This window comes from Erwinia sp. PME.40.26/001 (genome assembly GCF_055556675.1).
Map to the genome: position 1 here is coordinate 1 of NZ_JBVHNP010000001.1, position 21462 is coordinate 21462.

Sequence of the window (21462 nt, forward strand, 5' to 3'; positions counted from 1 at the left end):
TCGGGAGGTAATGCCGCAGCGGGAGCCGCCGGAGCGTTCAGCGGTGAGCTGGCCACACGGTTTATTGCCGAAGCGTTTTATCACGCCAGCACGCCAGAGGACATTGCCAGACTGTCGCAGGCGGACAAAGAGCAGCTGAGCCTGCTGGGCACGATTGCCGCCGGAGCAGCGGGGGCGGTAGCAGGCAACAGCTCGGCAGCCGCAACGACCGGAGCGCTTGCAGGCAAGAATGCGGTGGAGAATAACTCGCTGAGTGGAGATAAGGCGCGGGCAGCGGTTAAGGAAAGTGCTGAGGCAATGAAAGCTCAGGTTCGAGAAACCCTTGGCGAAGGCTCTTTATCGCAACTGGTTAACGGAACTATCAATGCACTAGCTGATGGTGGTGACAGCGTGTTAGGTTCTGCGGACTATGCTGCTGATGCCGCAATGGCACTGACAGCTTGTGCGATAGGTGACAGTTATTGCACTAAAGCTATGAGTGACCTGTCTGGCAAAAACCAGACGGTGGCCGACTCGGTTAGTGCATTAATGAATGGTGATACCTGGGAAGGGATAAAAACACTCGCTCAGAAAGCTAACCAAGGTGATCAGCTTGCACTGGAAGGTATGGGGGGGCTGATGGCTGGCATCCTTATTCCGGGCAAGAAAATCCCTGATGTTGGAGCCGTTATTGTCTCTGATAGTGTCGCTTTTAGTGCCAAACAGTTAGATAAGAAATTCAAACATGCAATTGATTTTGACATTGTTACCACAAAGAAAAATCCCGAGACGCTTAAGCAGTATGAGACTGCCATTAAGAGTCATTTAGATGATGCAGCCACCACCGAAAATGGTACTTATGGTTTTGTGAAAGACTCTAAAGTATTCTTTAATTCGAATACAAATAATGCAGTTGTTATCGATAAGTCAGGTGAGTTTATTACGGGATTTAAAGTTATTCCAGGAACGCCTCAATATGATAACTATATGAAAAATGGGATTTTAAGATGAGTTATTTACTTTTGGAATTTGCTAGATCTTTTGGCGCTGAAAGGTTATCCGCAGCAACATTCGCAGAAGCATACATAGAGCTTTGGCGTATAGAAAGAGATAGCAAAAATATACTGAACTATGATGAGAAGATAAGTGAGTGTTTATCAACTATATTTTGTATGGCTGATATGTATAACCCAGATGAAGATCGTGAAGAATACGAATTTAATGATGAACAACTACGGGGTGAAATAAATAAAATCATAACCACTTATATCAATAAGTAAAAGAATATCCCGGCCACTTCTGAGCCGGGATTTTTCCTTTAAAGGTCAGTTACCGCCGCGCTTCTGCGGCTTCGCCATGACCTGAATCACGTCCATCAGTTCCCGCTGCTTACGCGCCGAGAGCTTCGGGCAGAGCTGCCGCAGGGCCTGTATCACCTCCGGCTCTGGTGGCGGTACTTCTGCCGTCAGCACCAGACAACCGTTCATCACCCGCACATTAACCGGCGTCCCGGTTGCAAACCCCGCCACTTCCAGCCAGTTGCCCCTGAGCGTAATTGCCGGTACGGGTTCAAAGGTGCGTGAATCCCGGATATAGCTCACGGTGTAACCCCTTGTTGTTGTGGGTGTACCCGTCTCTGGCTTATGATGCGTCTCAGCCATGATCAACTCCTGTTTAGTTGCCTGTGGTTAGCGGGCTGGGGTGTTCGAGCACCTCAGTTCCGCGTCTGTTAACTACTCCGTTTTACCAATCACATTATCCAGCATCTCAGACACAAACTTCTGCTTCGTCATCGGCATCTGCTCATGAGTCGAGATAATTTTGCTTTTCACTCAGCGACGAGCGGTCGGATCACCAGTTGCCCATGCTCTACAGTAATGGTGACCGGCGTATCTGTCCCGAAGCCTGCCTCTTCCAGCCAGTCGCCCTTCAGGTGCAGGCTGGGTGAGCGGGATACTTACAGTTCGTACCTAAATATATCTCTTGATGGGCGAATAACACATAAATAACCAAGATGATTTTTATGGAAAATAAGATTGGTTTTTATCAGGAAGTGGAAATATCCCCTGATTGCAAAGAAAAAAATAAGAAATATGCTGGTAAAAAGGGCGGTGTTATGGGGGTAAGTGAAGAAGACGGGATACTTTATGGGTACTCAATAAAAGTTTATGATGAGGAATATCTTTTGTCTTTTGATAAAAATGAAGTTATCCCAATGGGTAGACAGCTAACACAAGACGCTTTTTATTAAGCTTCAGGCAAAACTAATCCCGGCCATTGTGCCGGGATTTTTACTTTAACGGTCAGCTACCGCCGCGCTTCTTCAGCTTCGCCGTGACCTGAATCACATCCTACAGCTCGCGTTGCTTGCGCGCCGAGAGCTTCGGGCAGAGCTGGCATAGGGCCTGTATCACCTCCGGCTCCTGTGGCGGTACTTTAAACGCCAAAGTACTACCCGGTAAGCGGTAGAACAGGGCACGATTGTTATCCGCGATACGACTAACCAACAGCAGGACGTGGGGAGCCTGAGCCGTGATACTGCCTCGGCCAACGGCAGCATCAGCCCGATTTTTGATAAAGAGAAAGAGCAGAAGCGTTTACAGACGGCACAGGCGGTGGGTGAAATCACCGGCCAGATGGTCAGCATCGTGAACACGATGGGCGATATCAAAGGGCTGGAAGAGGCGAAAAAAGGCGCTGCACCGCTTGAGGCAAACGCGACGGAGAAAGAGCGCGCTGACTGGCTGGAAGGCTTACGCAAAAGCGATGCCTATCAGAAAGCCATGTCCGACTACGGCGTGGGCAGCAAGAACCAGATGGTGGTTCAGGCAGTAAGCGGTGTGCTTCAGGGACTGGTTAACGGAAATATTTCACAGGCGGTTGCCGGAGCGGCTAACCCACTGGTGGCGCAGGTCATCAAAGCGCAAACCACCGATGCCGGCGGCAACACGAATGTGGTTGCCAACGCGATGGCGCATGCCGTGTGGGGCGCGGTGGCGGCGCAGATGTCGGGAGGTAATGCCGCAGCGGGAGCCGCCGGAGCGTTCAGCGGTGAGCTGGCCACACGGTTTATTGCCGAAGCGTTATATCACGCCAGCACGCCAGAGGACATTGCCAGACTGTCGCAGGCGGACAAAGAGCAACTGAGCCTGCTGGGCACGATTGCCGCCGGAGCAGCGGGGGCGGTAGCAGGCAACAGCTCGGCAGCCGCAACGACCGGAGCGCTTACGGGCAAGAATGCGGTGGAGAATAACTTCCTGAGCAAGGATAGCCCGAAGAAATATACGACTCGCTATAAGGAATGTAACGGTGAACCCCAGTGTGAGCAGAATATCCGTAAGGATATGGCTAAAGAGTCGGCTGATAATATCCAGAAGCTGAAATCTTGCTGGGATGCGGGTGATGCAGTTTGTGTGAAAAAAATCGGCGACACCATTGAACTCAGCGAAAAGGCTTATACTGAACTGCGTCAGCAGGACAATATGGCCGGGCGTGCTTATGAGGACTCGGCAAAATGGTATGCTGATATCATTGATAATTGTGTGGGAAAATGTGGTTGGCTTGAAGCGTAGTTACTGAAGACCGGGGCTGAAGGATTAGGGAACCTGGTTTATGGCACGTTGGGTGTGGGGAGCTTCCCAAGTGGCAAACCCGGTGCAGCTACAACAGTTGAAAATAGTGTAGCGAAAGAGGTAATACCAAACACCAGTTCCGCACTCAAACTAGGTGAAAGGGCGATCATCAATGAAATCAATGTTACTAGAGTTGGTAGATGGATGTCTTCTGATGAATTAGCCCAAATGCAAAATGGAGGCAAAGTGGTTCAAGGAGGCGGTGGGCAGACATTTATTTCTACTAATGGTGTTTCGGACTTTAAGGCAACAGCACCTGCGGGATCGGTATACGTTGAGTTTGATGTCCCTACAAATAGTTTGTTACAAGGTGGGAAAGATGGATGGTTCAAGCTAATTGGCCCAGATGCTGGTAAATCACAGAAGTTTATGCTTAATAAACAAGGTGGTAGCCAACTACCTGAAGTTAAAAATATTACAGTTGTAGATAAAAAATAGGGGAATTAATCATGAATATCGATTTTTTTAAAACAGAGATTGCCCCACATTTACCCGGGTATGAGCTTCAATACAGTTTTTTTAGAAATGGTGATTTTGGTGACTTAGAGCGTGTTGAGCTTGAGAGGGGAAATAAGCTCGGAACTGTTGATATGTGGTCTAAAGGTTGGATGAGCATTGATGTCTATGACAGTGCTTTAGATGCTCAATTAATTAACCTATTGTTAAGCCCAGATGAGTTAGAAGAGCAAAAAAAAGCGATAGAAAATCTTATACGGATTTTGGAAGTTAATGAATAGAGTTCGGTTATTGCGTGGCGATATAACGAAAGTGGCTGCAGGAGCTATTGTGAATGCGGCTAATTCGTCTTTACTTGGTGGTGGCGGTGTAGATGGTGCAATACATCGTGTTGGTGGGCCAATGATCTTGTCCGAGTGTCAGATAATAAGAAATCGGCAAGGTGGCTGTAAAGTTGGTAATGCTGTAATCACAAATGCCGGAAATTTGCCCGCTGACTATGTAATACATGCAGTAGGACCATGCTGGAGTGATGGGATTCATGATGAAGTTGAGTTGTTAAAGAGAGCCTATTGTAGTTGTTTTCAGCTAATTGACGAGTATCACATTAAGACTGTGTCTTTTCCGAATATCAGCACAGGGATTTATAAATTTCCAAAGGACTTAGCAGCCAAAATTGCATTGGGTGTTATTACTCATTGTTTACATGAAAATAATAAAATAGAGATGGTTAACTTAGTTTGCCTTGACCAGGTTAACTACAGTCTGTATTTCAATGAGATCAATAAGTAGGTTCATCTTGCTAGCGATGAATCGTAACTTTTTCATCGTCACCACCTCTGTTCAGGGGAGAGTTTATCATGCCGGGATTCTGTTTCAGAATGGAACAGGATTTTGGGGTAGGGTCACCGAGACAAGTATGTCATGCATGGCGGTGTTAACAACCTACAGCGAGTACGAATGTTTGAAGGGATGGTGCCGGTTTGAGGTAAGCCGGGCGTCACGCGGCAGGACGCCGCGTGCCGAGGCCCGCAGGGATGCATCTTTTGCCGATCCGGTGTGCTCAAACCGGCACCAGCCTTATGCACTGAACATTCAGCTAGAAATCATGTCCGGAGATACATCTGCGGGCGCTCCAGGTCCTCACATATCAGCAGTGCATTCACCCGAATGCACACAACTTCACCTCCCAGGAATTCTCTGACTCACCAGCATCGCGTGCTGTCGGCGGTTTTTCGCACGTTTTTAATGGGGTTCTGTTTCTGAAATATGATGTATTAGCGCCGGGCAAATGATCTGCCCCAGCTCCGGTCATGGCCGGGCTGTTCACCCCCTGTTTCAGGATCAGTGATAAGGAAAAATAAGACAGATGCGCAAACCTTCTTTCAAAACGAGCTTTACCGGGCTTTCCTTCAGCCTCCTTATTCTGGCAGCCCCGGCATTCGCCAGCGTGGCTCCGTTTGACCCCGACTCCCCCTGGCTGCTGGGTGACTGGGCGGGCTATCGCAAGCATCTTGCCGATGAGGGCGTAGACTTCCAGGTGGGTTACACCACGCAGTCGGCGGCCAACCTGGCCGGCGGCTACCGCACCAGCACCACGATGCGTTATGCCGATCAGTGGACGTTCGGCAGCAAGCTGGATCTGGAAAAATTGCTGAACTGGCAGGGCGGCCAGTTCCAGGCCACCCTGACCAACCGTAACGGGCAAAATCTGACGCCCTATATCAACGATCCCCGCACGGGGGGCCTGTCGAACGTGCAGGGTATTTCGGCACGCGGTGACTATTTGCGCCTGACCCAGTTCTGGTTAAACCAGAAGCTGCTGGATAACTGGCTGGAGGTCAAACTGGGCCGGGTGACGACCAATGAAGATTTCGATACCGCCAGCGTCGGGATGTTTCAGAACTGGGCAATGGGCAACGGGCAGCCGGGTCACTGGCGCAACGACCGCTGGTTTAACGCCCCGATTTCTCAGTGGGGGGGCAGGGTAAAGCTGAATCTGCCTGATGACGTCTATTTCCAGGTCGGCGTATATAACCAGAACAAGGCGAACGACACCAAAGCGAACGGGTTCCGTTTTGATATGGGCCACGGCGAAGGGAATCTGGTTCCGGTAGAGCTGGGCTGGACGCCACAGCTGGGCCAGGAGAAACTGCCCGGCAACTACCGGCTGGGCATGTTCTACAGCTCAACCAAAGGGGGCGACTTTCACACCTGGCACGATGGCGGGTATGGTAAAACCAAAAAGGCATACGGCGGCTATCTGCTGGCCGAGCAGCAGCTTTTTGCCATGGACGGGGACAAAAGTCGGGGTCTGAGCGTCAGCTTCCAGTATGTGATGAACGACCATCGCACCGCGAGACTGGATAACTACCAGTCGCTGGCGCTGGCGTGGAAGGGGCCGTTTGATGCACGCCCGGGTGATGAAGTCGGCGTCGGCATGGCGCGTATTCACGTCAACAACGACTACACTAAAATGCGCAATCAGCAGAACGAGGATCGGGGCGTCAGTGACTATAACGACCCGGCTTACCTGCCGTTGCAGCAGGGATCAGAGTGGAACTATGAGGTCTATTATAATGTGAAGGCCACCCACTGGCTGAACGTGCGGCCAAACTTACAGGTGATCACTAAACCGGGCGGCGTACGCCAGGTGAATGACGCGCTGGTCGGGGGGCTCGCAGCAGATATCAGCTTCTGATGACAGGGGGCCATCCGGCCCCGCTTCAGGTCAGCACTGAGGCACCTCATCCAGATGGTGATAAATCGTCAGCCCCAGTTCACGGCCAATGCGCACATCGTTATCTGCTCCGCGCGACTCGCCCGGTAAACGCAGAATGGCGTCACAGTGGCCGATTAAACGGTGTGCGACCGGATATAAATACGCTTCACTGATCGCATCGCCAATCTTCTGCGACCCGGCAATCCGCGCCAGTGGAAACGCCAGCCACTCGCCAATCAGTGGAATATGCCCTTTCTGGTAAAGGGCTAACGCAGCCTGTTCCATGCGTTCAAGGTTGGCATGGATCAAGTCTTCCCGATCGCCCGTGCCGCTACGTACCGGGCCTGCTACCAGAATTTGCAGTGATTTCATAAGGGTTTCCTAAAAATTAGGGTTAAGGGCCAGGTGCTGGATCAGCATGATGGTTTTGGCATCCATAATTTCGCCGCTGCGCACGGCTTCCAGTGCGCGGGAAAAGGGCCACTCCAGTACTTCGATATCTTCGCCTTCCTCCGCAACACCACCGCCGCTTCCCTGACGGTCGTCGTCAGAATATTCGGCGATAAAGAAGAACAGTTTTTCTGTCACTGAACCGGGGCTCATATAGGATTCGAAGACTTTTTCGATGTGCGTGATGCGAAAGCCGGTTTCTTCTTCCGCCTCGGCAATAATACGTGCTTCCGGCGAGGCGTTATCCAGCAGGCCTGCGGTAGCTTCAATCAGGAAACCGCTGTGGCCATTCACGAAGACGGGGAAGCGGAACTGGCGGGTGAGTACCACGGTTTTGCGGGCTTTGTGGTACAACAGCACCACGGCACCGTTACCGCGATCGTAAGCTTCCCGGTTCTGTTCCTGCCAGCTGCCGTCACGGCGCAGCAGTTCAAAGGTGTATTTTTTCAGGGTGTACCAGTTATCCGACAGCAGCTGCTCTCGGATGTTGCGTACGCGTTTCTGCATGTTTTGCATGTTTGTGCCCATAATAAGGTGACAGATAACACGCTAACACGCATAATCGTGCAATATCAAGATCAATCGTGAAGGGGATAAGGGTGCTTTCCAGCCAGCGCAAACAGCAGATTCTGGCCATGCTCGACCGTGAGAAGCAGGTGCTTTCGCGGGAACTGAGCCAGCATTTTGCCGTATCAGAAGACTCTATCAGGCGGGATTTGAGGGAATTAGCTGCAGAGGGATTACTGCAGCGGGTTCATGGCGGTGCGCTGCCGGTTTCGGCCGCCATCGCACCGTTTGAAACGCGCAAAAGCGTGCAGATGGACTCTAAACGGCGCGTCGCGGAGAAGGCCGTCGGGCTGATCCAGCCGGGTCAGGTGGTGATGATTGACGGCGGCACCACCACGGCAGAGATGATCCGGCGGCTACCTACCGATTTTGCCTTTACGGTCGTGACGCACAGTCCGGGTGTGGCGGTGGGGCTGGTGGACTATCCGCTAATCGATGTGATTATTATCGGCGGTCAGTTGTATAAGCATTCTGTGGTGACCACCGGAGCGGCGATGATCGAGGGGATCCGCCGTATCAATGCCGATCTGTTTTTTATGGGGGTGACCGGGGTACACCGAAGCGCCGGGCTCACCACCGGCAGCTATGAGGAAGCGTGCGTCAAACGGGCGCTGGCAGAACGGGCTGCAGAGACGGTGGTGCTGGTGTCCCAGGAAAAGCTTAACTCCGCCTCGGCGTTCGTCATTGGCGACCTGTCGCTGGCCAGCACACTGGTGGTCGATGAGTGGCCCGATGAAGAGATGTGCCAGCGGCTGCATCAGTTGCAGATTGGTCTGGTCTGACCGGGCTATTCCTCGCGTACCACCATACGTTCACTGCGCCGGCGCAGTGTAATCCAGGTGTAAAGTACGTTAAACAGGACGATGCAGGCTGTGACGATAAACACTGCACGGAAGCCAAAATGTGCTGACACGGCGGCCCCCATCAGCGGGCCGGTCACGTTTCCGATATCGCGGAACGACTGGTTATAGCTGAAAACGCGGCCGGCGACCTGATTGCTGGCGTTATAAAGCAGCAGGGACTGCACTGCAGGCAGCAGCGCACCGTCGGCCGCCCCGAGCAGGAAGCGCAGAATGCCCAGTTGCCAGGTGTTCTGCACAAAGGCCATCGGGATCAGCAACAGCACGGAGAGTATCAACATGGTGATCAGAATGCGCTCCGGCCCGATCCGGTCGCCCAGCCTGCCGAGGCGCGGCGCACTCATCAGGGCTGCCACACCCGGCACTGAGGCGATCATCCCGCTGATAAACGCCAGATTAGCGACGTTGCCCGCCAGCTCGCGGACGTAAAGCGTCAGGATCGGTGCAATAGATCCGGTGGCGACCTGAATAATCAACGTAGTGACAAACAGCGCCAGTACCAGACGGGGATTTTTCAGCGAGGTCAGCACCTGGCGGGCATGCAGCATGTCTTTTTTGTGCACCGGGATAAAACTCTCACGTACGCAAAACAGCGTCATCAGAAAACAGGTAAACAGCACTGCAGCGGTAATAAAGAATACCGGACGCAGGCCGAAGCTGTCGGCCAGCAGGCCGCCGATCAGCGGGCCAATCAGCGCCCCGCTGACGGCTCCGGTGGAGAGCCAGCCCAGCGCCCAGCCGGTCTTACCGCGCGGAACCTGCGTGGCGATCAGGGCGTTGGCGTTGGGAACAAATCCGCCGAGCAGACCGAGCAGGGCGCGCAGCGCCAGAAACTGCCAGATCGAGGTCGCCATGCCCATCAGCATCATCACGATAGCCATGCCCAGTGCCGAGCGCAGCAGCATGATTTTTCGTCCCTTACGATCCGCCAGTCCCCCCCAGAAGGGCGAGGCAATAGCCGAAAAAAGGAACGTGATGCTGAACACCAGACCTGACCAGAGATTCAGGGCCTGCGGGTCGGTGATGCCCAGTTGCTCAACGTAAAGCGGCAGAAAGGGCATGACCAGACTGAAGCCTGCGCCGGTCAGAAAACACCCTATCCAGGTGACGAACAGATTTCGTTGCCAGTGGATGGCGATAGCGGGGACATCGGGGGTAGACATAAAGTAAACAGTAACCTTATCAGCAATCAGCTTAACCAGTATACGCTGATATCAGGCGACTGAACGGCGCGCAATCAAAAAAATGAAAAACCGTTTCAAATAATGAAACAGGCCGGTAGTCCGGCCTGCAGGCTGTTAATAGAGAGAGGGTTGCCCCTCAGGGCGGGTTTTAAAACGGCGGTGCAGCCACATATACTGATCGGGTGCCATTAAGATGCCGTGTTCAATAATTTTATTCATGTGTGCTGCCGTGGCGATTTCACTGTCCAGTGGAATGCCGGTCTGCTCAGGGAGGATCACCATCTCATACCCTTTACCCGATGGCAGGCGGCGCGGCACGAAAGGGATAACCGCCGGGTTGCCGCTGCGGATCAACAGGTAACTGCCTTTGGTGGTCGCCGCCTGTTCAACGGCAAACAGCGGCACAAACACGCTGCTTTTTGGGCCGTAGTCGTGGTCCGGGGCGTACCAGATAATATCCCCCTTTTTCAGGGCGCGGATCATGCCTTTCAGATCTTTGCGATCGAGCATACTTTTATTGGAACGCATACGTCCCCAGGTCTGCAGCCAGTCGAGCAGGGCATTATCATTGGGACGGTATACGCCAATGCCGGGATTATGAATACCGAAGATGCGCGCACCCAGCTCCAGGGTGAGAAAATGGATACCAATCAACAGCACTCCTTTCCCGTCAGCCGCCGCCTGGCTGATATGCTCCAGCCCGCTGACACTGAACCATTTTTTAATCCGCCAGTCAGGCCAGAACCAGGCCATGCCGGTTTCAATCAGCCCCATACCCAGCGATTCGAAGTTACGGCGGACCAGCGCCTCACGCTCGGCGGCAGGCATCTGTGGGAAGCAGAGCGCCAGGTTACGCCGGGCAATGGTGACGCGGCTGCGCAGGAAGCGCATGGATAACCTGCCCAGGCCGCAGCCAATATAATAAAGCACCGGGTAGGGCAGCAGCACCAGCAGGTAAAGCAGGATAATACCGAGCCAGGTAAACCAATAACGGGGATGCAACAATGCACGATTGAACTGAGGCAGCTGGGTCATGAGTTTCCAGATCGTAAAAAAAAGGGGGCTATTATGAAGAAGTTTAAAGTTTATTTATGGCCTATTGTGCCATTTTTCTTAGTGTAGTCGAAGTTTTCGGCGGCAGACGCGGAAAGAAAACTTTTTTCGGCTAAGGACAAGGTGTGGCGGCTCGGGTATGATAGCGCCGAAAATTTTTTCCTCTCCTTGAATACAGGAACGTACACCATGCCAGTGTTACATAACCTTGTCTCCAATGAAGAGCTGAAGGCGCGCATGATGGCCGAAACCGAGCCGCGAACTACAGTCTCTTTTTATAAGTATTTCACTATCGACGATCCCCGCGCGTTTCGCGACGCCCTGTATATTGCCCTGACCCGGCTGAAAGTTTTCGGTCGCGTTTATGTGGCGGCAGAGGGCATTAATGCCCAGGTCAGCGTCCCGGCCAGCCAGTACGAGACCATGAAAGCTGCGCTGTATGACTTCCATCCTGCGTTGGATAACCTGCGTATGAACATTGCGCTGGACGACGACGGTAAATCCTTTTGGGTGCTGCGTCTGAAAGTACGTGACCGCATTGTCGCTGACGGCATTACAGATGACAGCTTCGATGCCAGCGATGTCGGGGCCTATCTGAAGGCAGCGGAAGTGAACGCCATGCTGGATGATCCGCAGGCGGTCTTTGTGGATATGCGTAACCACTATGAATATGAAGTGGGGCATTTCGATAACGCGCTGGAGATCCCGGCGGACACATTCCGCGATCAGCTGCCCATGGCCGTCGATATGCTGCAGCAGGATAAAGATAAGAAGATCGTGATGTACTGTACCGGGGGGATCCGCTGTGAAAAAGCCAGCGCCTGGATGCGGCATAACGGTTACGAGAACGTGTACCATATTGAAGGTGGCATCATTGAGTACGCCCGTCGCGCCCGTGAACAGGGATTACCGGTGCGGTTTAAAGGCAAAAACTTTGTCTTTGATGAGCGGATGGGGGAGCGTATTTCTGAGGATGTTATCGCCAACTGCCATCAGTGCGGCGAGCCCTGCGATACCCACGTTAACTGCCTGAATGATGGCTGTCACCTGCTGTTTATTCAGTGCCCGAGCTGCGCCAGCAAATTCAACCACTGCTGTAGCCCGATCTGTATGGAAGAGCTGGCGTTACCGCCTGAAGAGCAGCGCGCCCGACGTGCGGGGCGTGAGAATGGTAATAAGATTTTCAACAAATCCCGTGGGCTGTTGAGCACCACCATGCACATCCCTTCGCCGGAAGAGTAACGGTGCAGGCGTCATCATCGCGGACGATGATGACGCCACAATCATTTACTGGCGCACACCTTCGACAGAAATCATCAGTTCGACTTCCTGCGAGGCCGGACCTAAATCGGACTTAATATTAAAGTCTTTCAGTGCGAGGTTACCGGTGGCTTCAAAGCCTGCACGGTAGCCACCCCACGGATCTTTCCCTTCGCCGGTCAGCTTAGCCGCCAGTTTCACCGGTTTGGTCACGCCGTTCAGCGTCAGGTTACCGTTAACGGTCAGGCCGTCACCCTGCTTTTCCACGCCGGTAGAGACGAAGGTCGCCTGCGGGAATTTGCTGGCATTCAGGAAGTCCGCGCTGCGCAGGTGTTTGTCACGCTCGGCATGGTTGGTATCTACGCTGCCGGTTTTGATGGTGACATTCACTTTATCTTTAGCCGGATCGGCTTCGTCAAAGGTGAATGCGCCATCGAAATCTTTAAAGGTACCGTACAGCCAGCTGTAGCCCAGATGCTTGATGCGGAACTGGACAAACGCGTGCTGCCCTTCTTTATCAATTTTATAGTCAGCGGCAGACGCGGTGCCGGCAGTCATTAACAGTGCGGCAGTAGTTAAACCCAGAATACTTTTCTTCAGCATGGTGTTCTCCATTTCTGTGATTAATCGATGCGGTGACCCAGCATCCTTTTTAACGTGATATCGCGATCGATAAAGTGGTGTTTCAGTGCGGCCAGCGCATGGATCACGGAAAGGATCACCACGCTCCAGGCCAGCCAGAGATGAATATCGCCGGCCAAATCGGCCTGTTCGCCCAGCCCGGCAAATACCGCCGGAACCGGCAGTACCCCAAAGACATCGATCGGCTTACCTTCCGCCGTCGAGATCAGATAGCCGCTGATTAAAATCGCGAACAGGATGCCATAAAGCAGAAGGTGGGCAGCGACCGCGCTGTAGCGTACCAGCGGGGTATAACTGGCAAGCGGCTTCGGTGGTGGGGAGACAAATCGCCACACCACGCGCACCAGCATCACGGCAAACAGCACCATCCCAATGCTTTTATGCAGCTCCGGGGCTTTGTGATACCAGGTGTCGTAATAGCCCTGCGTGACCATCCACAGACCAAGCGCAAACATGCCATAAACGGTTGCCGCCACCAGCCAGTGCATAATGATGCTCACTGAGCCATAACGAGAGGCGCTATTTTTCAACTGCATAGGGAAATCCGCTTGTGAGAATTTTCAGTAAGACTGACCGGGTACCTGAGCAAAATCAACAAATAATTTTACTGGTTAGTAAATTCATTAATATTGTGAAATATTTTGAATGATGCGGGAGGTTATCGACAGTTAATCAGAAGGCGAAGTCGGATTTGTGACAGTATGAGACGGCCATATCAATGATTATTCCGTCGCTGTAGTAAATATCATGTTCTGATTTTTTGCTGTTATTCTCAGCGAATGTCAGTTTTTTGTCACGTTATGTCAATATCACGCTGATGGTAATTGTTATATAAATTTATGTATTGTGGGGGTGAGGGGCAGGAGAGGGCAGCGCGCCGTCTGGCATTAAACCATAATGGCAACGTGTAAAACGGTGGTTGTGCCACAAAACAGCGAATGCTGCGCTTAACTTGAAGTTTTTTGGAATATTGTCTACTGTAAAGGAGTGTAAGTCACAGACGTTATAAGATTTACCGTTCATGACCATTCTGACTTTGCTGCGTTATAGCTTTCTTCCCCTTTGTTTTTCCCTTCTCTGTCAGGCGACGAAAGCTATGAGGCTGCTCACTTACTGCAACACCGGGAGCGCTCAATGGGTACGACATCAGAGGGGCAACAGCCTCATAAAAAGCATTTCTGGAATAAAGATAAATCGGCCAGGCCGGAACTCAGCGTTGACGATATCACTATTGTGGATAAATCAATGCTCAAGCGTGCCGTCGGAGCGGCCGCCCTCGGCAACGCCATGGAGTGGTTTGACTTTGGGGTTTACAGTTTTCTTGCGGTGACCATCGGTAAAGTGTTTTTCCCCGGCGGCAGTCCGGCAGCACAGCTGCTGGCCACCTTCGGTGCCTTTGCTGCCGCATTCCTCGTACGTCCGTTGGGTGGGCTGGTGTTTGGTCCGCTGGGCGACCGTATCGGCCGCCAGAAGGTGCTGGCGCTGACGATGATCATGATGTCGATCGGCACGTTCTGCATCGGGTTGATACCCGCCTATTCCACTATCGGTATCATGGCGCCGGTGCTGCTGCTGCTGGCACGCCTGTTGCAAGGCTTCTCTACCGGGGGCGAGTACGGCGGAGCGGCCACTTTTATTGCCGAATACTCCACCGATAAGCGCCGGGGCTTTATGGGCAGCTGGCTGGAGTTCGGTACACTTGGCGGTTATCTGCTCGGGGCCGGACTGGTGACTGGCCTGACCGCGGCGATGCCAGAGTCCGCGCTGCTTGACTGGGGCTGGCGCATTCCCTTCTTTATTGCCGCGCCTTTAGGGCTGTTTGGGCTGTATATCCGTCTGAAGCTGGAAGAGACGCCTGCCTTCCAGAAGCATATGGAAAAGCAGGAAGCGCTGGAACACAGCAAGCCGCGCCTGACGCTGTGGCAGATGCTGAAAAAGTACCGCGCTGCCATGCTGAAGTGCATTGGTCTGGTGCTGCTGTTTAACGTCTCTAACTATATGATGACGTCGTATATGCCAAGTTACCTGACGGGGATCCTGGGCCTGAGCGAGCTGAGTTCACTGCTGCTGATTATGGTGGTGATGTTTGTGATGATGCCGCTGACGCTGTTCTGGGGACACTGGAACGACCGCCTGGGCCGTCGTCCGGTGATCTGGGGCGGGGCCATCGCGCTGATCCTGCTGGCGGTGCCCTGCATGCTGCTGATCGGCACGGGCAATCTGTGGCTGGTGTTCCTTGGCCTGATTATTCTCGGCGCGATCCATACCTGTTTCAGCGGCTCCATGCCGGCAACGCTACCCGCGCTGTTTTCCACCGATATCCGCTACAGTGCGCTGGCGATTGGTTTTAACCTCTCCGTCTCGCTGTTTGGCGGGACCACGCCATTAATCACCACCTGGCTGGTAGAGAAAACCGGCAACCTCCTGATGCCCGCCTACTACCTGATGGGCGCCGGGGTGATTGGGGTGATCACCGTTTTCACCCTGCGGGAAACAGCACGTAAGCCCCTGCGTGGTTCAGCTCCGTCGGTAGGCAGCCGCGCTGAAGCACAGCGACTGGTGGATAAGCTGCGTCTGCGCGGTCGAAAGCCCCGTCCCGCTGACGGTAAGTAACCGCCAGGCAGAAAAGCAAAAGGGCTCCCGTCGGGAGCCCTTTTTTTCATCCTGTCTGTGGCTATCGAAAGCGCGTCAGCGAGAAGGGGGTTAAATCAAACTCGCTGCTTTTTCCCTGAGCAAACTGCGCGGCAATCTCTCCCAGTACGCTGGCAAATTTGAATCCGTGACCGCTCAGCCCGGTGATCAGCATCCGGTCAGGTTCACCGGGGAAGGTATCAATAATGAAATCTTCGTCCGGCGAATTATCATAGGTACAGGCCTCACCGCGCAGGCAGACGCCAACGCCGGGCAGGAAGGTGCGCATAAAGTTGAACAGCTCACTGCCGTCTTCCGCCACGCTGCCAAAGGGTTTACGCCCTTCCGGCGAATCGATCGGCTGCCCGCCTTCATGCCGGCCGATTTTGATGGCGTTATTATCAGCGGGAAAACCGTAATAGTGGATCCCATCCTGCATCTCAACGGTAAACGCCGGGAATTGATTATTCTCGCTGTAGCGCCCGTCGGCCTGATGCCAGGCGAAGACTTTACGCACCGGGGTGACCGGCAGGGCAGGATAGAGGCTTTTCACCCAGGTTCCGGCGCTGATCAGCAGCTTGCGAGCGCGATAAACACCGTCCGGCGTGGTAACCGCCTGCAGTCCCTCTACCGTATCAATCTGCGTCACGCCGCAGTTAAACAGCTGCGCACAGCCCGCCTCTTTCGCCAGGCGGATCCAGCTTTTCACGGCAATTTCCGACTTCAGATAACCGGACTGAGGTTCAAACACGCCAACATAGCCGTCGGGGACGCTGATCTGTGGCCAGCGCTGGCTGATTTCCACTTCATTGAGGATCTGCACGTTGAGCGCAAACAGCTCTGCACTCTGGATGACATTTTGAATAAATTCAGAGGACTGGGGAGCCAGATTCAGTACCCCGCTGCGCTGCATCACCCGCTCGCCGCTTTGCTGCTCCAGCTGATCCCACAGCTGCTGGGCACGAAGCACCATCGGCACGTAGCGCGCCCCTTCGCCGTAGGCATGGCGGATCAGCCGACTTTCACCGTGATGACTGCCTTCGCGGTGCGGGGGATGGTGACGATCGATCATCAGCACTTTCAGACCGGCCTGGGTCGCATACCATCCCGCAGCCGCGCCGACGGAACCACTGCCCACCACAATTAAATCGTAAACCATCGCATCAGCCTCAGTTAATCAAGCAATTGCAGCAGAATACCAAATTATTGCGGACATGAAAAAGGCACCCTGTTGGGTGCCTCTGAGAAACATCGTTCCGTCACAGATTAGTGCTTTTTGTAGTCACGATCCTGGTATTCAGTCGCTTCTATCTTGGCAATGCCAGCTTCAAGGATGGAGATAAATTGCCTTGCCACGTCCGTGGTCAGCCAGTAGGTCTGACCGACTTCTGCATCTTCCGCCTGTTGCTGGTCAGAAGAGAGCGAGTGTAAACGGATCATCATGGCATCATAGCTGTCTACGGTACTGATATCCCATCCGATGAGGGGATGTGTCTGGATGACCTCTTTGTTTCTGTCCATTATAACCCCCTTATTACTCGTGAATGATGGCAACGAAGTGATTTATCGAGGTTCAATGCGTTTTTTTTCTTAGAGCGTTCTAATTATAACAGGACTTTTTTTGTTCGCCGATGTAAATCTCGCGCTGTTTAAAAAAACGGCGCTATTCATCCGGTAATTAAACCTCAGCAGGGCGAAAAATAATCACCCTGCAGGGGATGGCGCGATTAATTCGGCTGTGAAAAAGCACTCATATTTCTGGGGTAGAGAGTGCATCCGGAGAGGAGGGCAACACCCCTGAACGTTTTTCCAGTTCCCCGGCCAGACGGATGAAATGTTTTTGCAACTGTTCATCACGATTCTGGTTCTGCCCCTCCAGCTTTAAACTGTGAATTAACAGTTGATTAGCTTTATCATCAAGGCAAAAGGAGAGGGTGGAAAAGGCATTTTCTAATACTGTCAGACGGCGTTGCTGTTCGCCAATCATGGCCAGTAGCTCACCAAACGTCATCGCCTCTTCTGGATTATCGGCAGCCATAAGAAAAACCTCAGTAATTAATGTCAGGCTCAGAATAAGATATTCTACCCGTTGCGTCTATCGGTGTTCTTCAGCAAAAAAAGACGTAAAAAAGCCGGATAGCGTATCCGGCGAAAATGGCACAATCGTTATTTATCCATTCTGCTTCAGGCCGCAGAGGGAGTCGCCGCAACCGCAGCGGCAATGTGGATTATTCAGGATATAAACCAGTCGTCAGCACTTTCCCAGGTTTCCTGCAAAATATCGCTGATCTGATCTTTGGCTTCTTTTCCGCCGCCCATCACCGTCAGGTTGTTGGCACCGGCGTAGCGTACAGAAATGGTATTGCTGCCGTCAGGAAACTGTTTGTCGATTCTTTTGCTGAGTTCCTGCGTGAGTGCATCAATGGCACCCGCAGGCAGCGAGGTGGTTTTTGCTACAGTGACTTCAATACGCATGATAGCCTCCGGTTGAATTACTGTAAATATATACAGTAATTCGGCCGGGTGCAATCCTTTTTACCGGGGACCGGGGGGTAACCGAAAATGCGGGCCCCCCTGCCGCCTGCAGATAGCGGCATCTGTCTGGCAAAAACTAAACCACAACCCGCCAGTTCAGCGTTTCGCCCGCCAGGAACGGCACCAGCGTATGGCCGTCATCGCCAACCGGGACCGCGTCGGCCACGGTCCAGGGCTGGCGTACCAGCGTCACGGTACCTTCATTCAGCGGCAGACCGTAGAAGCGCGGCCCGTTTTCAGCGCAGAACGCCTCAAAGTGGGCCAGCGCCCCAATCTCTTCAAAGACGGTGGCATAAGCGGCCAGCATGGACGGGGCGTTAAACACACCCGCACAGCCGCAGCTGGTTTCTTTACGGTCGCGTGTGTGGGGGGCGGTATCGGTACCGAGGAAGAAACGTTCATGCCCGCTGGCAACCGCATCGCGCAGCGCCTGCTGGTGGATATTGCGCTTCAGGATCGGCAGACAGTAAAGGTGCGGACGAATACCACCGACCAGCATGTGGTTACGGTTGAACATCAGGTGCTGTGGGGTGATGGTTGCGCCGAGGAAACGATTGCCTTCCAGCACGTAAGCGGCCGCTTCTTTGGTGGTGATATGCTCGCAGACCACTTTCAGCTCCGGGAACTGCAGGCGCAGCGGATGCAGAACCGTCTCAATAAACCGGGCCTCACGGTCAAAGATATCAATGTGCGCATCAGTCACTTCACCGTGGATGAGCAGCGGCATACCGATTTTCTGCATGCGTTCCAGCACCGGGGCAATAGCGGCAATGCTGGTGACACCGTGTGCGGAGTTGGTCGTGGCGTGCGCTGGATAGAGCTTCGCGGCGGTAAAGACCCCTTCACTGAAGCCGGTCTCAATTTCGTCCGGGTCGAGACCGTCAGTCAGATAGCAGGTCATCAACGGAGTGAAATGATGGCCGGCAGGGACAGCGGCCTGAATTCGTTCGCGATAGGCGCGGGCGGCGGCCACGCTGCTGACCGGCGGCACCAGATTAGGCATCACGATGGCGCGACCACAGACTTCACTGGTAAAGGGCACGACCGCCTCCAGCATCTCCCCGTCACGCAGATGGATATGCCAGTCGTCAGGGCGGCGAATAATCAGTTGCTGAGGTTGTGTGGTCATGCGATATGCTCCGGCAGAAAGGAAAAAGGCAGGTTTTGGCCGGGTACTAAGGATAGGGATAAAGCGCGGGGAATGCACCAGGTTTATGCGAAGGGGGTGAAAAAACGGTACGGGCTTGCCCGTACCGTTTTGTCGATCAGTCGGTGAAGGGGATTACCAGTTCGCCCGGTTTCACTTCCAGCCCTTTGGCAAAGCGTTTCGCCAGCGACTCCGCCTTGCTGCGGTCAGTGCTCAGGACATAAGCCGGTTTTTGATTAAAGTAATTTTTCAGCGACTCATTAAGGTACGGGGTCAGCGTTTTCAGCACGCCTTCCATCTTCTCCGGCTGCACCGTGACATCGACCAGCTCCATGTCTTTCAGATAAATGGCCCCTTCCTGCTGGTTGAAGACTGGCTGCGCTTTCATTTTCAGCGTCATCTGCGCCTGCTGCGGGCCAAACAGGGAGCTGATATTCACATCTGCTTTACCGGTCAGCGTGATTTTATTCGGCTCTTCACGGCCTATCTGGCTGGCGAGATCCTTCAGCGTAATGTGCGCGTCGGCGAGACCGGCGACACCAATATTTTTTTCATAATTATTATGCTTAACCAGCGCCTGGTTAATTTCCTGTTCGCTGATGCTGTACTGGGCGATCTGATTGCAGCCACTGACCAAACCCGCTAACAGTAAAGCGCCAAGGCCAAAAAGTGTTTTTTTCATGTTGTTCCTCTGTTTTTAATCACCGGACGATCCCGCCGGAGCAGGGGAATAGCATGCACCACTCAGGCCGGTTCGTCACCAGGACAACGCTGAGAGAAACCGCAGGAAATGACAACGGGATGTGTCGGGCCGCCATACGACGGCCCGGCAGGTCAGGAGGCGGAAGAGGAGAGCAGAGTAACCTGAGTCTGTTTAGCCATATTGTCACGGTAGTCGGCCACGCGGCTTGGGTATTCGACGCCGGCAACCAGCGTCAGCGAGCGCAGCAGAGGGAACAGATGAATATCGTCCAGCGACAGTTCACCGTTCACAGCATTGGGTTTCACAATCAGCTTATCGAGCTTACGCAGGTCGTCATTGATATTTTTGATCCAGCCTGCGGAGTGCTCACGCAGTTCGGCAAAGTCACCGGCGACCGCCTGCTTCTTGTTTTTGAAATAGGTACGGGCTTCCGGCGTTGAGAATTCAGCAAAGGGGGCTTCCGCCACGCGCGGATAGAGCAGCTTATTCACATAGCTATGAACATGACGCAGCCAGTCTGTAATGGCCGGATTGGTTTTCCCGGTCAGCAGCGGCTCTCCGTCCAGCCGATCAATATACTGCACGATATCCAGGCTTTCCGGCATACAGCTGCCGTCGTCTTTCATCAGGATGGGGGCCATTTTCTGGCCGATCAGCCGGTTTGGCGTGGCTTCGTCATCGTTCATCATGACGATGAGCTCAACCGGGAGATTTTTCAGACCGAAGATCATACGGGCTTTAACGCAGAACGGGCAGTGATCGTAGATATAAAGTTTCAATCGGTTCCCCTTAGTCGTGATAACGATGAAAAATCCATCAATTACCTGAATGTATTAAAGAAGTATGGAAGAGAACACGGCATAGGGCAAATTCACACCGGATTTTCACGGTTTTATCGTCAATTTCGCGATTTTTTATCCGGCACTATTTTACCCGGGTTCGCGATGGCGGTTATAGTGAAGCAACAGGAATTCCGTGCTGTTTACTGCCGGTGGCTCCCGTTGAAGAATGTTATTTTGGCCAGAGATTTCAGGAGATAAGATGTTTGGCTACCGTACTGCCGTGCCGAAAGTGCACCTGACTACCGATCGTCTGGTTGTCCGTCTGGTCAATGAGCGTGATGCCTGGAGACTGGCTGATTACTATGCTGAAAATCGCGCTTTCCTGAAGCCCTGGGAGCCGGTCCGTGACGAAAGCCACTGCTATCCTTCCGGCTGGCAGGCACGGCTGGGTCTGATAATGGAAATGCAGAAACAGGGCAGTGCCTTCTACTTTGCCGTCATGGACCCGGATGAGAATGAGATCCGCGGCGTGGCGAACTTCAGCAACGTGCTGCGCGGCTCGTTTCACGCCTGCTATCTCGGCTATTCGCTGGGCGAGAAATGGCAGGGGCAGGGCATGATGTTCGAAGCGTTGCAAAGTGCCATTCGCTATATGCAGCGCCAGCAGCGAATGCATCGTATTATGGCCAATTATATGCCACACAATCAGCGCAGCGGCGGGTTACTGGCCCGCCTCGGCTTTGAAAAAGAAGGCTATGCCAAAGATTACCTGATGATTGATGGCCGCTGGCAGGACCATGTCCTGACGGCGCTGACCTCCCATGAATGGACGCCGGAACGGCGTGGAGTATAACCCTGA

The 21462-nt window shown here is 53.2% G+C and carries 26 protein-coding genes and 1 pseudogene; 12 read left to right on the forward strand and 15 right to left on the reverse strand.

Annotation, left to right across the window (positions count from 1 at the left end):
- Both ACZ3HG_RS00005 and ACZ3HG_RS00010 read left to right on the forward strand, forming a co-directional pair.
- Positions 1 to 990 (forward strand): VENN motif pre-toxin domain-containing protein (locus ACZ3HG_RS00005; protein ID WP_465331249.1); only part of this gene is annotated, 990 nt, incomplete at its 5' end.
- The gene (locus tag ACZ3HG_RS00010; RefSeq protein ID WP_191935754.1) at positions 987 to 1259 is read left to right on the forward strand and encodes a colicin immunity domain-containing protein; all 273 of its coding nucleotides are present in this window, start codon (positions 987 to 989) and stop codon (positions 1257 to 1259) included. The genes ACZ3HG_RS00005 and ACZ3HG_RS00010, both read left to right, overlap by 4 nt.
- A 45-nt stretch (positions 1260 to 1304) precedes the next feature.
- Here ACZ3HG_RS00010 and symE read toward each other — a convergent pair whose 3' ends face one another.
- Both symE and ACZ3HG_RS00020 read right to left on the reverse strand, forming a co-directional pair.
- Entirely contained in the window at positions 1305 to 1640 is a 336-nt protein-coding gene (gene symE / locus ACZ3HG_RS00015) for an endoribonuclease SymE (protein WP_338634858.1), read from the reverse strand.
- Between the two features lie 167 nt (positions 1641 to 1807).
- Positions 1808 to 1933, reverse strand: a pseudogene (locus ACZ3HG_RS00020) (SymE family type I addiction module toxin); the annotation flags it as partial.
- Positions 1934 to 2002: 69 nt separating this feature from the next.
- On the opposite strand from ACZ3HG_RS00020, the gene ACZ3HG_RS00025 reads away from it, so the two are divergent.
- The 6 genes from ACZ3HG_RS00025 (at position 2003) to ACZ3HG_RS00050 (ending at position 6768) form a co-directional block, all read left to right on the forward strand.
- Positions 2003 to 2230: a hypothetical protein gene (locus tag ACZ3HG_RS00025; protein WP_465331252.1), complete on the forward strand. Its 228-nt coding sequence runs from the start codon at positions 2003 to 2005 to the stop codon at positions 2228 to 2230.
- Positions 2231 to 2495: 265 nt separating this feature from the next.
- Positions 2496 to 3551, forward strand: coding sequence for a VENN motif pre-toxin domain-containing protein (locus ACZ3HG_RS00030; RefSeq protein ID WP_465331254.1), 1056 nt, complete (start codon positions 2496 to 2498; stop codon positions 3549 to 3551).
- A 54-nt stretch (positions 3552 to 3605) separates the two neighbouring features.
- Positions 3606 to 4049: a TreTu family toxin gene (locus ACZ3HG_RS00035; protein WP_465331256.1), complete on the forward strand. Its 444-nt coding sequence runs from the start codon at positions 3606 to 3608 to the stop codon at positions 4047 to 4049.
- Positions 4050 to 4060: 11 nt separating this feature from the next.
- A complete protein-coding gene (locus ACZ3HG_RS00040) occupies positions 4061 to 4348 on the forward strand; it encodes a hypothetical protein (RefSeq protein WP_465331258.1) in 288 nt (95 codons plus the stop codon).
- Positions 4341 to 4859 (forward strand): macro domain-containing protein, encoded by a 519-nt coding sequence (locus ACZ3HG_RS00045; protein ID WP_465331260.1) that lies wholly within the window; start codon positions 4341 to 4343, stop codon positions 4857 to 4859. Before ACZ3HG_RS00040 ends, ACZ3HG_RS00045 begins: the two co-directional genes overlap by 8 nt.
- 577 nt (positions 4860 to 5436) lie before the next feature.
- Entirely contained in the window at positions 5437 to 6768 is a 1332-nt protein-coding gene (locus ACZ3HG_RS00050; protein ID WP_465331262.1) for a carbohydrate porin, read from the forward strand.
- A gap of 30 nt (positions 6769 to 6798) precedes the next feature.
- Here the strand turns inward: ACZ3HG_RS00050 and ACZ3HG_RS00055 are convergent, their stop codons facing one another.
- Both ACZ3HG_RS00055 and ACZ3HG_RS00060 read right to left on the reverse strand, forming a co-directional pair.
- Positions 6799 to 7161 (reverse strand): NUDIX hydrolase, encoded by a 363-nt coding sequence (locus ACZ3HG_RS00055; RefSeq protein ID WP_191937286.1) that lies wholly within the window; start codon positions 7159 to 7161, stop codon positions 6799 to 6801.
- A gap of 9 nt (positions 7162 to 7170) precedes the next feature.
- Positions 7171 to 7755, reverse strand: a complete 585-nt coding sequence (locus tag ACZ3HG_RS00060; RefSeq protein ID WP_191933204.1) for an NUDIX hydrolase — start codon at positions 7753 to 7755, stop codon at positions 7171 to 7173.
- Positions 7756 to 7838: 83 nt separating this feature from the next.
- Here ACZ3HG_RS00060 and ACZ3HG_RS00065 point away from each other — a divergent pair, with 83 nt between their 5' ends.
- Complete coding sequence (locus ACZ3HG_RS00065; protein ID WP_191933203.1) at positions 7839 to 8588, forward strand: DeoR family transcriptional regulator; 750 nt, start codon at positions 7839 to 7841, stop codon at positions 8586 to 8588.
- 5 nt (positions 8589 to 8593) lie between these two features.
- Here ACZ3HG_RS00065 and mdtG read toward each other — a convergent pair whose 3' ends face one another.
- Entirely contained in the window at positions 8594 to 9829 is a 1236-nt protein-coding gene (mdtG, locus tag ACZ3HG_RS00070; RefSeq protein WP_465331265.1) for a multidrug efflux MFS transporter MdtG, read from the reverse strand.
- A gap of 135 nt (positions 9830 to 9964) precedes the next feature.
- A complete protein-coding gene (locus ACZ3HG_RS00075; RefSeq protein ID WP_062743766.1) occupies positions 9965 to 10885 on the reverse strand; it encodes a Kdo(2)-lipid IV(A) acyltransferase in 921 nt (306 codons plus the stop codon).
- Positions 10886 to 11092: 207 nt separating this feature from the next.
- On the opposite strand from ACZ3HG_RS00075, the gene trhO reads away from it, so the two are divergent.
- Positions 11093 to 12145, forward strand: a complete 1053-nt coding sequence (trhO, locus tag ACZ3HG_RS00080; protein WP_137268871.1) for an oxygen-dependent tRNA uridine(34) hydroxylase TrhO — start codon at positions 11093 to 11095, stop codon at positions 12143 to 12145.
- A gap of 45 nt (positions 12146 to 12190) precedes the next feature.
- Here the strand turns inward: trhO and ACZ3HG_RS00085 are convergent, their stop codons facing one another.
- Entirely contained in the window at positions 12191 to 12766 is a 576-nt protein-coding gene (locus ACZ3HG_RS00085; protein ID WP_062743892.1) for a YceI family protein, read from the reverse strand.
- Between the two features lie 20 nt (positions 12767 to 12786).
- Positions 12787 to 13341 (reverse strand): cytochrome b, encoded by a 555-nt coding sequence (locus ACZ3HG_RS00090; protein ID WP_191933201.1) that lies wholly within the window; start codon positions 13339 to 13341, stop codon positions 12787 to 12789.
- A 598-nt stretch (positions 13342 to 13939) separates the two neighbouring features.
- Here ACZ3HG_RS00090 and proP point away from each other — a divergent pair.
- The gene (proP, locus tag ACZ3HG_RS00095) at positions 13940 to 15418 is read left to right on the forward strand and encodes a glycine betaine/L-proline transporter ProP (RefSeq protein ID WP_191933200.1); all 1479 of its coding nucleotides are present in this window, start codon (positions 13940 to 13942) and stop codon (positions 15416 to 15418) included.
- A gap of 61 nt (positions 15419 to 15479) precedes the next feature.
- Here proP and solA read toward each other — a convergent pair whose 3' ends face one another.
- The 7 genes from solA to grxB all read right to left on the reverse strand — a co-directional run bounded on the left by solA (position 15480) and on the right by grxB (position 20600).
- On the reverse strand, positions 15480 to 16595 hold the full coding sequence (gene solA / locus ACZ3HG_RS00100) for an N-methyl-L-tryptophan oxidase (protein WP_191937285.1): 1116 nt from the start codon (positions 16593 to 16595) through the stop codon (positions 15480 to 15482).
- A 107-nt stretch (positions 16596 to 16702) separates the two neighbouring features.
- The gene (gene bssS, locus ACZ3HG_RS00105; protein WP_062743761.1) at positions 16703 to 16957 is read right to left on the reverse strand and encodes a biofilm formation regulator BssS; all 255 of its coding nucleotides are present in this window, start codon (positions 16955 to 16957) and stop codon (positions 16703 to 16705) included.
- Positions 16958 to 17186: 229 nt separating this feature from the next.
- Positions 17187 to 17474, reverse strand: coding sequence for a hypothetical protein (locus tag ACZ3HG_RS00110; RefSeq protein WP_191933198.1), 288 nt, complete (start codon positions 17472 to 17474; stop codon positions 17187 to 17189).
- A 194-nt stretch (positions 17475 to 17668) separates the two neighbouring features.
- The gene (gene dinI, locus ACZ3HG_RS00115; protein ID WP_062743759.1) at positions 17669 to 17911 is read right to left on the reverse strand and encodes a DNA damage-inducible protein I; all 243 of its coding nucleotides are present in this window, start codon (positions 17909 to 17911) and stop codon (positions 17669 to 17671) included.
- Positions 17912 to 18047: 136 nt separating this feature from the next.
- A complete protein-coding gene (gene pyrC / locus ACZ3HG_RS00120; protein ID WP_191937284.1) occupies positions 18048 to 19100 on the reverse strand; it encodes a dihydroorotase in 1053 nt (350 codons plus the stop codon).
- Positions 19101 to 19236: 136 nt separating this feature from the next.
- On the reverse strand, positions 19237 to 19800 hold the full coding sequence (locus ACZ3HG_RS00125) for a lipoprotein (protein WP_062743757.1): 564 nt from the start codon (positions 19798 to 19800) through the stop codon (positions 19237 to 19239).
- A gap of 152 nt (positions 19801 to 19952) precedes the next feature.
- Positions 19953 to 20600 (reverse strand): glutaredoxin 2, encoded by a 648-nt coding sequence (gene grxB / locus ACZ3HG_RS00130; RefSeq protein ID WP_191933195.1) that lies wholly within the window; start codon positions 20598 to 20600, stop codon positions 19953 to 19955.
- Between the two features lie 262 nt (positions 20601 to 20862).
- On the opposite strand from grxB, the gene rimJ reads away from it, so the two are divergent.
- Complete coding sequence (gene rimJ, locus ACZ3HG_RS00135) at positions 20863 to 21456, forward strand: ribosomal protein S5-alanine N-acetyltransferase (protein ID WP_191933194.1); 594 nt, start codon at positions 20863 to 20865, stop codon at positions 21454 to 21456.
- The last annotated feature ends 6 nt before the right edge of the window (positions 21457 to 21462 follow it).

Bases quoted from the DNA above. Each gene is read 5' to 3' on its own strand.
- ACZ3HG_RS00010 (WP_191935754.1), top strand. From the start codon at position 987: ATGAGTTATTTACTTTTGGAATTTGCTAGATCTTTTGGCGCTGAAAGG.
- symE (WP_338634858.1), bottom strand. From the start codon at position 1,640: ATGGCTGAGACGCATCATAAGCCAGAGACGGGTACACCCACAACAACA.
- ACZ3HG_RS00025 (WP_465331252.1), top strand. From the start codon at position 2,003: ATGGAAAATAAGATTGGTTTTTATCAGGAAGTGGAAATATCCCCTGAT.
- ACZ3HG_RS00040 (WP_465331258.1), top strand. From the start codon at position 4,061: ATGAATATCGATTTTTTTAAAACAGAGATTGCCCCACATTTACCCGGG.
- ACZ3HG_RS00045 (WP_465331260.1), top strand. From the start codon at position 4,341: ATGAATAGAGTTCGGTTATTGCGTGGCGATATAACGAAAGTGGCTGCA.
- ACZ3HG_RS00050 (WP_465331262.1), top strand. From the start codon at position 5,437: ATGCGCAAACCTTCTTTCAAAACGAGCTTTACCGGGCTTTCCTTCAGC.
- ACZ3HG_RS00055 (WP_191937286.1), bottom strand. From the start codon at position 7,161: ATGAAATCACTGCAAATTCTGGTAGCAGGCCCGGTACGTAGCGGCACG.
- ACZ3HG_RS00060 (WP_191933204.1), bottom strand. From the start codon at position 7,755: ATGCAAAACATGCAGAAACGCGTACGCAACATCCGAGAGCAGCTGCTG.
- mdtG (WP_465331265.1), bottom strand. From the start codon at position 9,829: ATGTCTACCCCCGATGTCCCCGCTATCGCCATCCACTGGCAACGAAAT.
- ACZ3HG_RS00075 (WP_062743766.1), bottom strand. From the start codon at position 10,885: ATGACCCAGCTGCCTCAGTTCAATCGTGCATTGTTGCATCCCCGTTAT.
- trhO (WP_137268871.1), top strand. From the start codon at position 11,093: ATGCCAGTGTTACATAACCTTGTCTCCAATGAAGAGCTGAAGGCGCGC.
- ACZ3HG_RS00085 (WP_062743892.1), bottom strand. From the start codon at position 12,766: ATGCTGAAGAAAAGTATTCTGGGTTTAACTACTGCCGCACTGTTAATG.
- ACZ3HG_RS00090 (WP_191933201.1), bottom strand. From the start codon at position 13,341: ATGCAGTTGAAAAATAGCGCCTCTCGTTATGGCTCAGTGAGCATCATT.
- proP (WP_191933200.1), top strand. From the start codon at position 13,940: ATGGGTACGACATCAGAGGGGCAACAGCCTCATAAAAAGCATTTCTGG.
- solA (WP_191937285.1), bottom strand. From the start codon at position 16,595: ATGGTTTACGATTTAATTGTGGTGGGCAGTGGTTCCGTCGGCGCGGCT.
- bssS (WP_062743761.1), bottom strand. From the start codon at position 16,957: ATGGACAGAAACAAAGAGGTCATCCAGACACATCCCCTCATCGGATGG.
- ACZ3HG_RS00110 (WP_191933198.1), bottom strand. From the start codon at position 17,474: ATGGCTGCCGATAATCCAGAAGAGGCGATGACGTTTGGTGAGCTACTG.
- dinI (WP_062743759.1), bottom strand. From the start codon at position 17,911: ATGCGTATTGAAGTCACTGTAGCAAAAACCACCTCGCTGCCTGCGGGT.
- pyrC (WP_191937284.1), bottom strand. From the start codon at position 19,100: ATGACCACACAACCTCAGCAACTGATTATTCGCCGCCCTGACGACTGG.
- ACZ3HG_RS00125 (WP_062743757.1), bottom strand. From the start codon at position 19,800: ATGAAAAAAACACTTTTTGGCCTTGGCGCTTTACTGTTAGCGGGTTTG.
- rimJ (WP_191933194.1), top strand. From the start codon at position 20,863: ATGTTTGGCTACCGTACTGCCGTGCCGAAAGTGCACCTGACTACCGAT.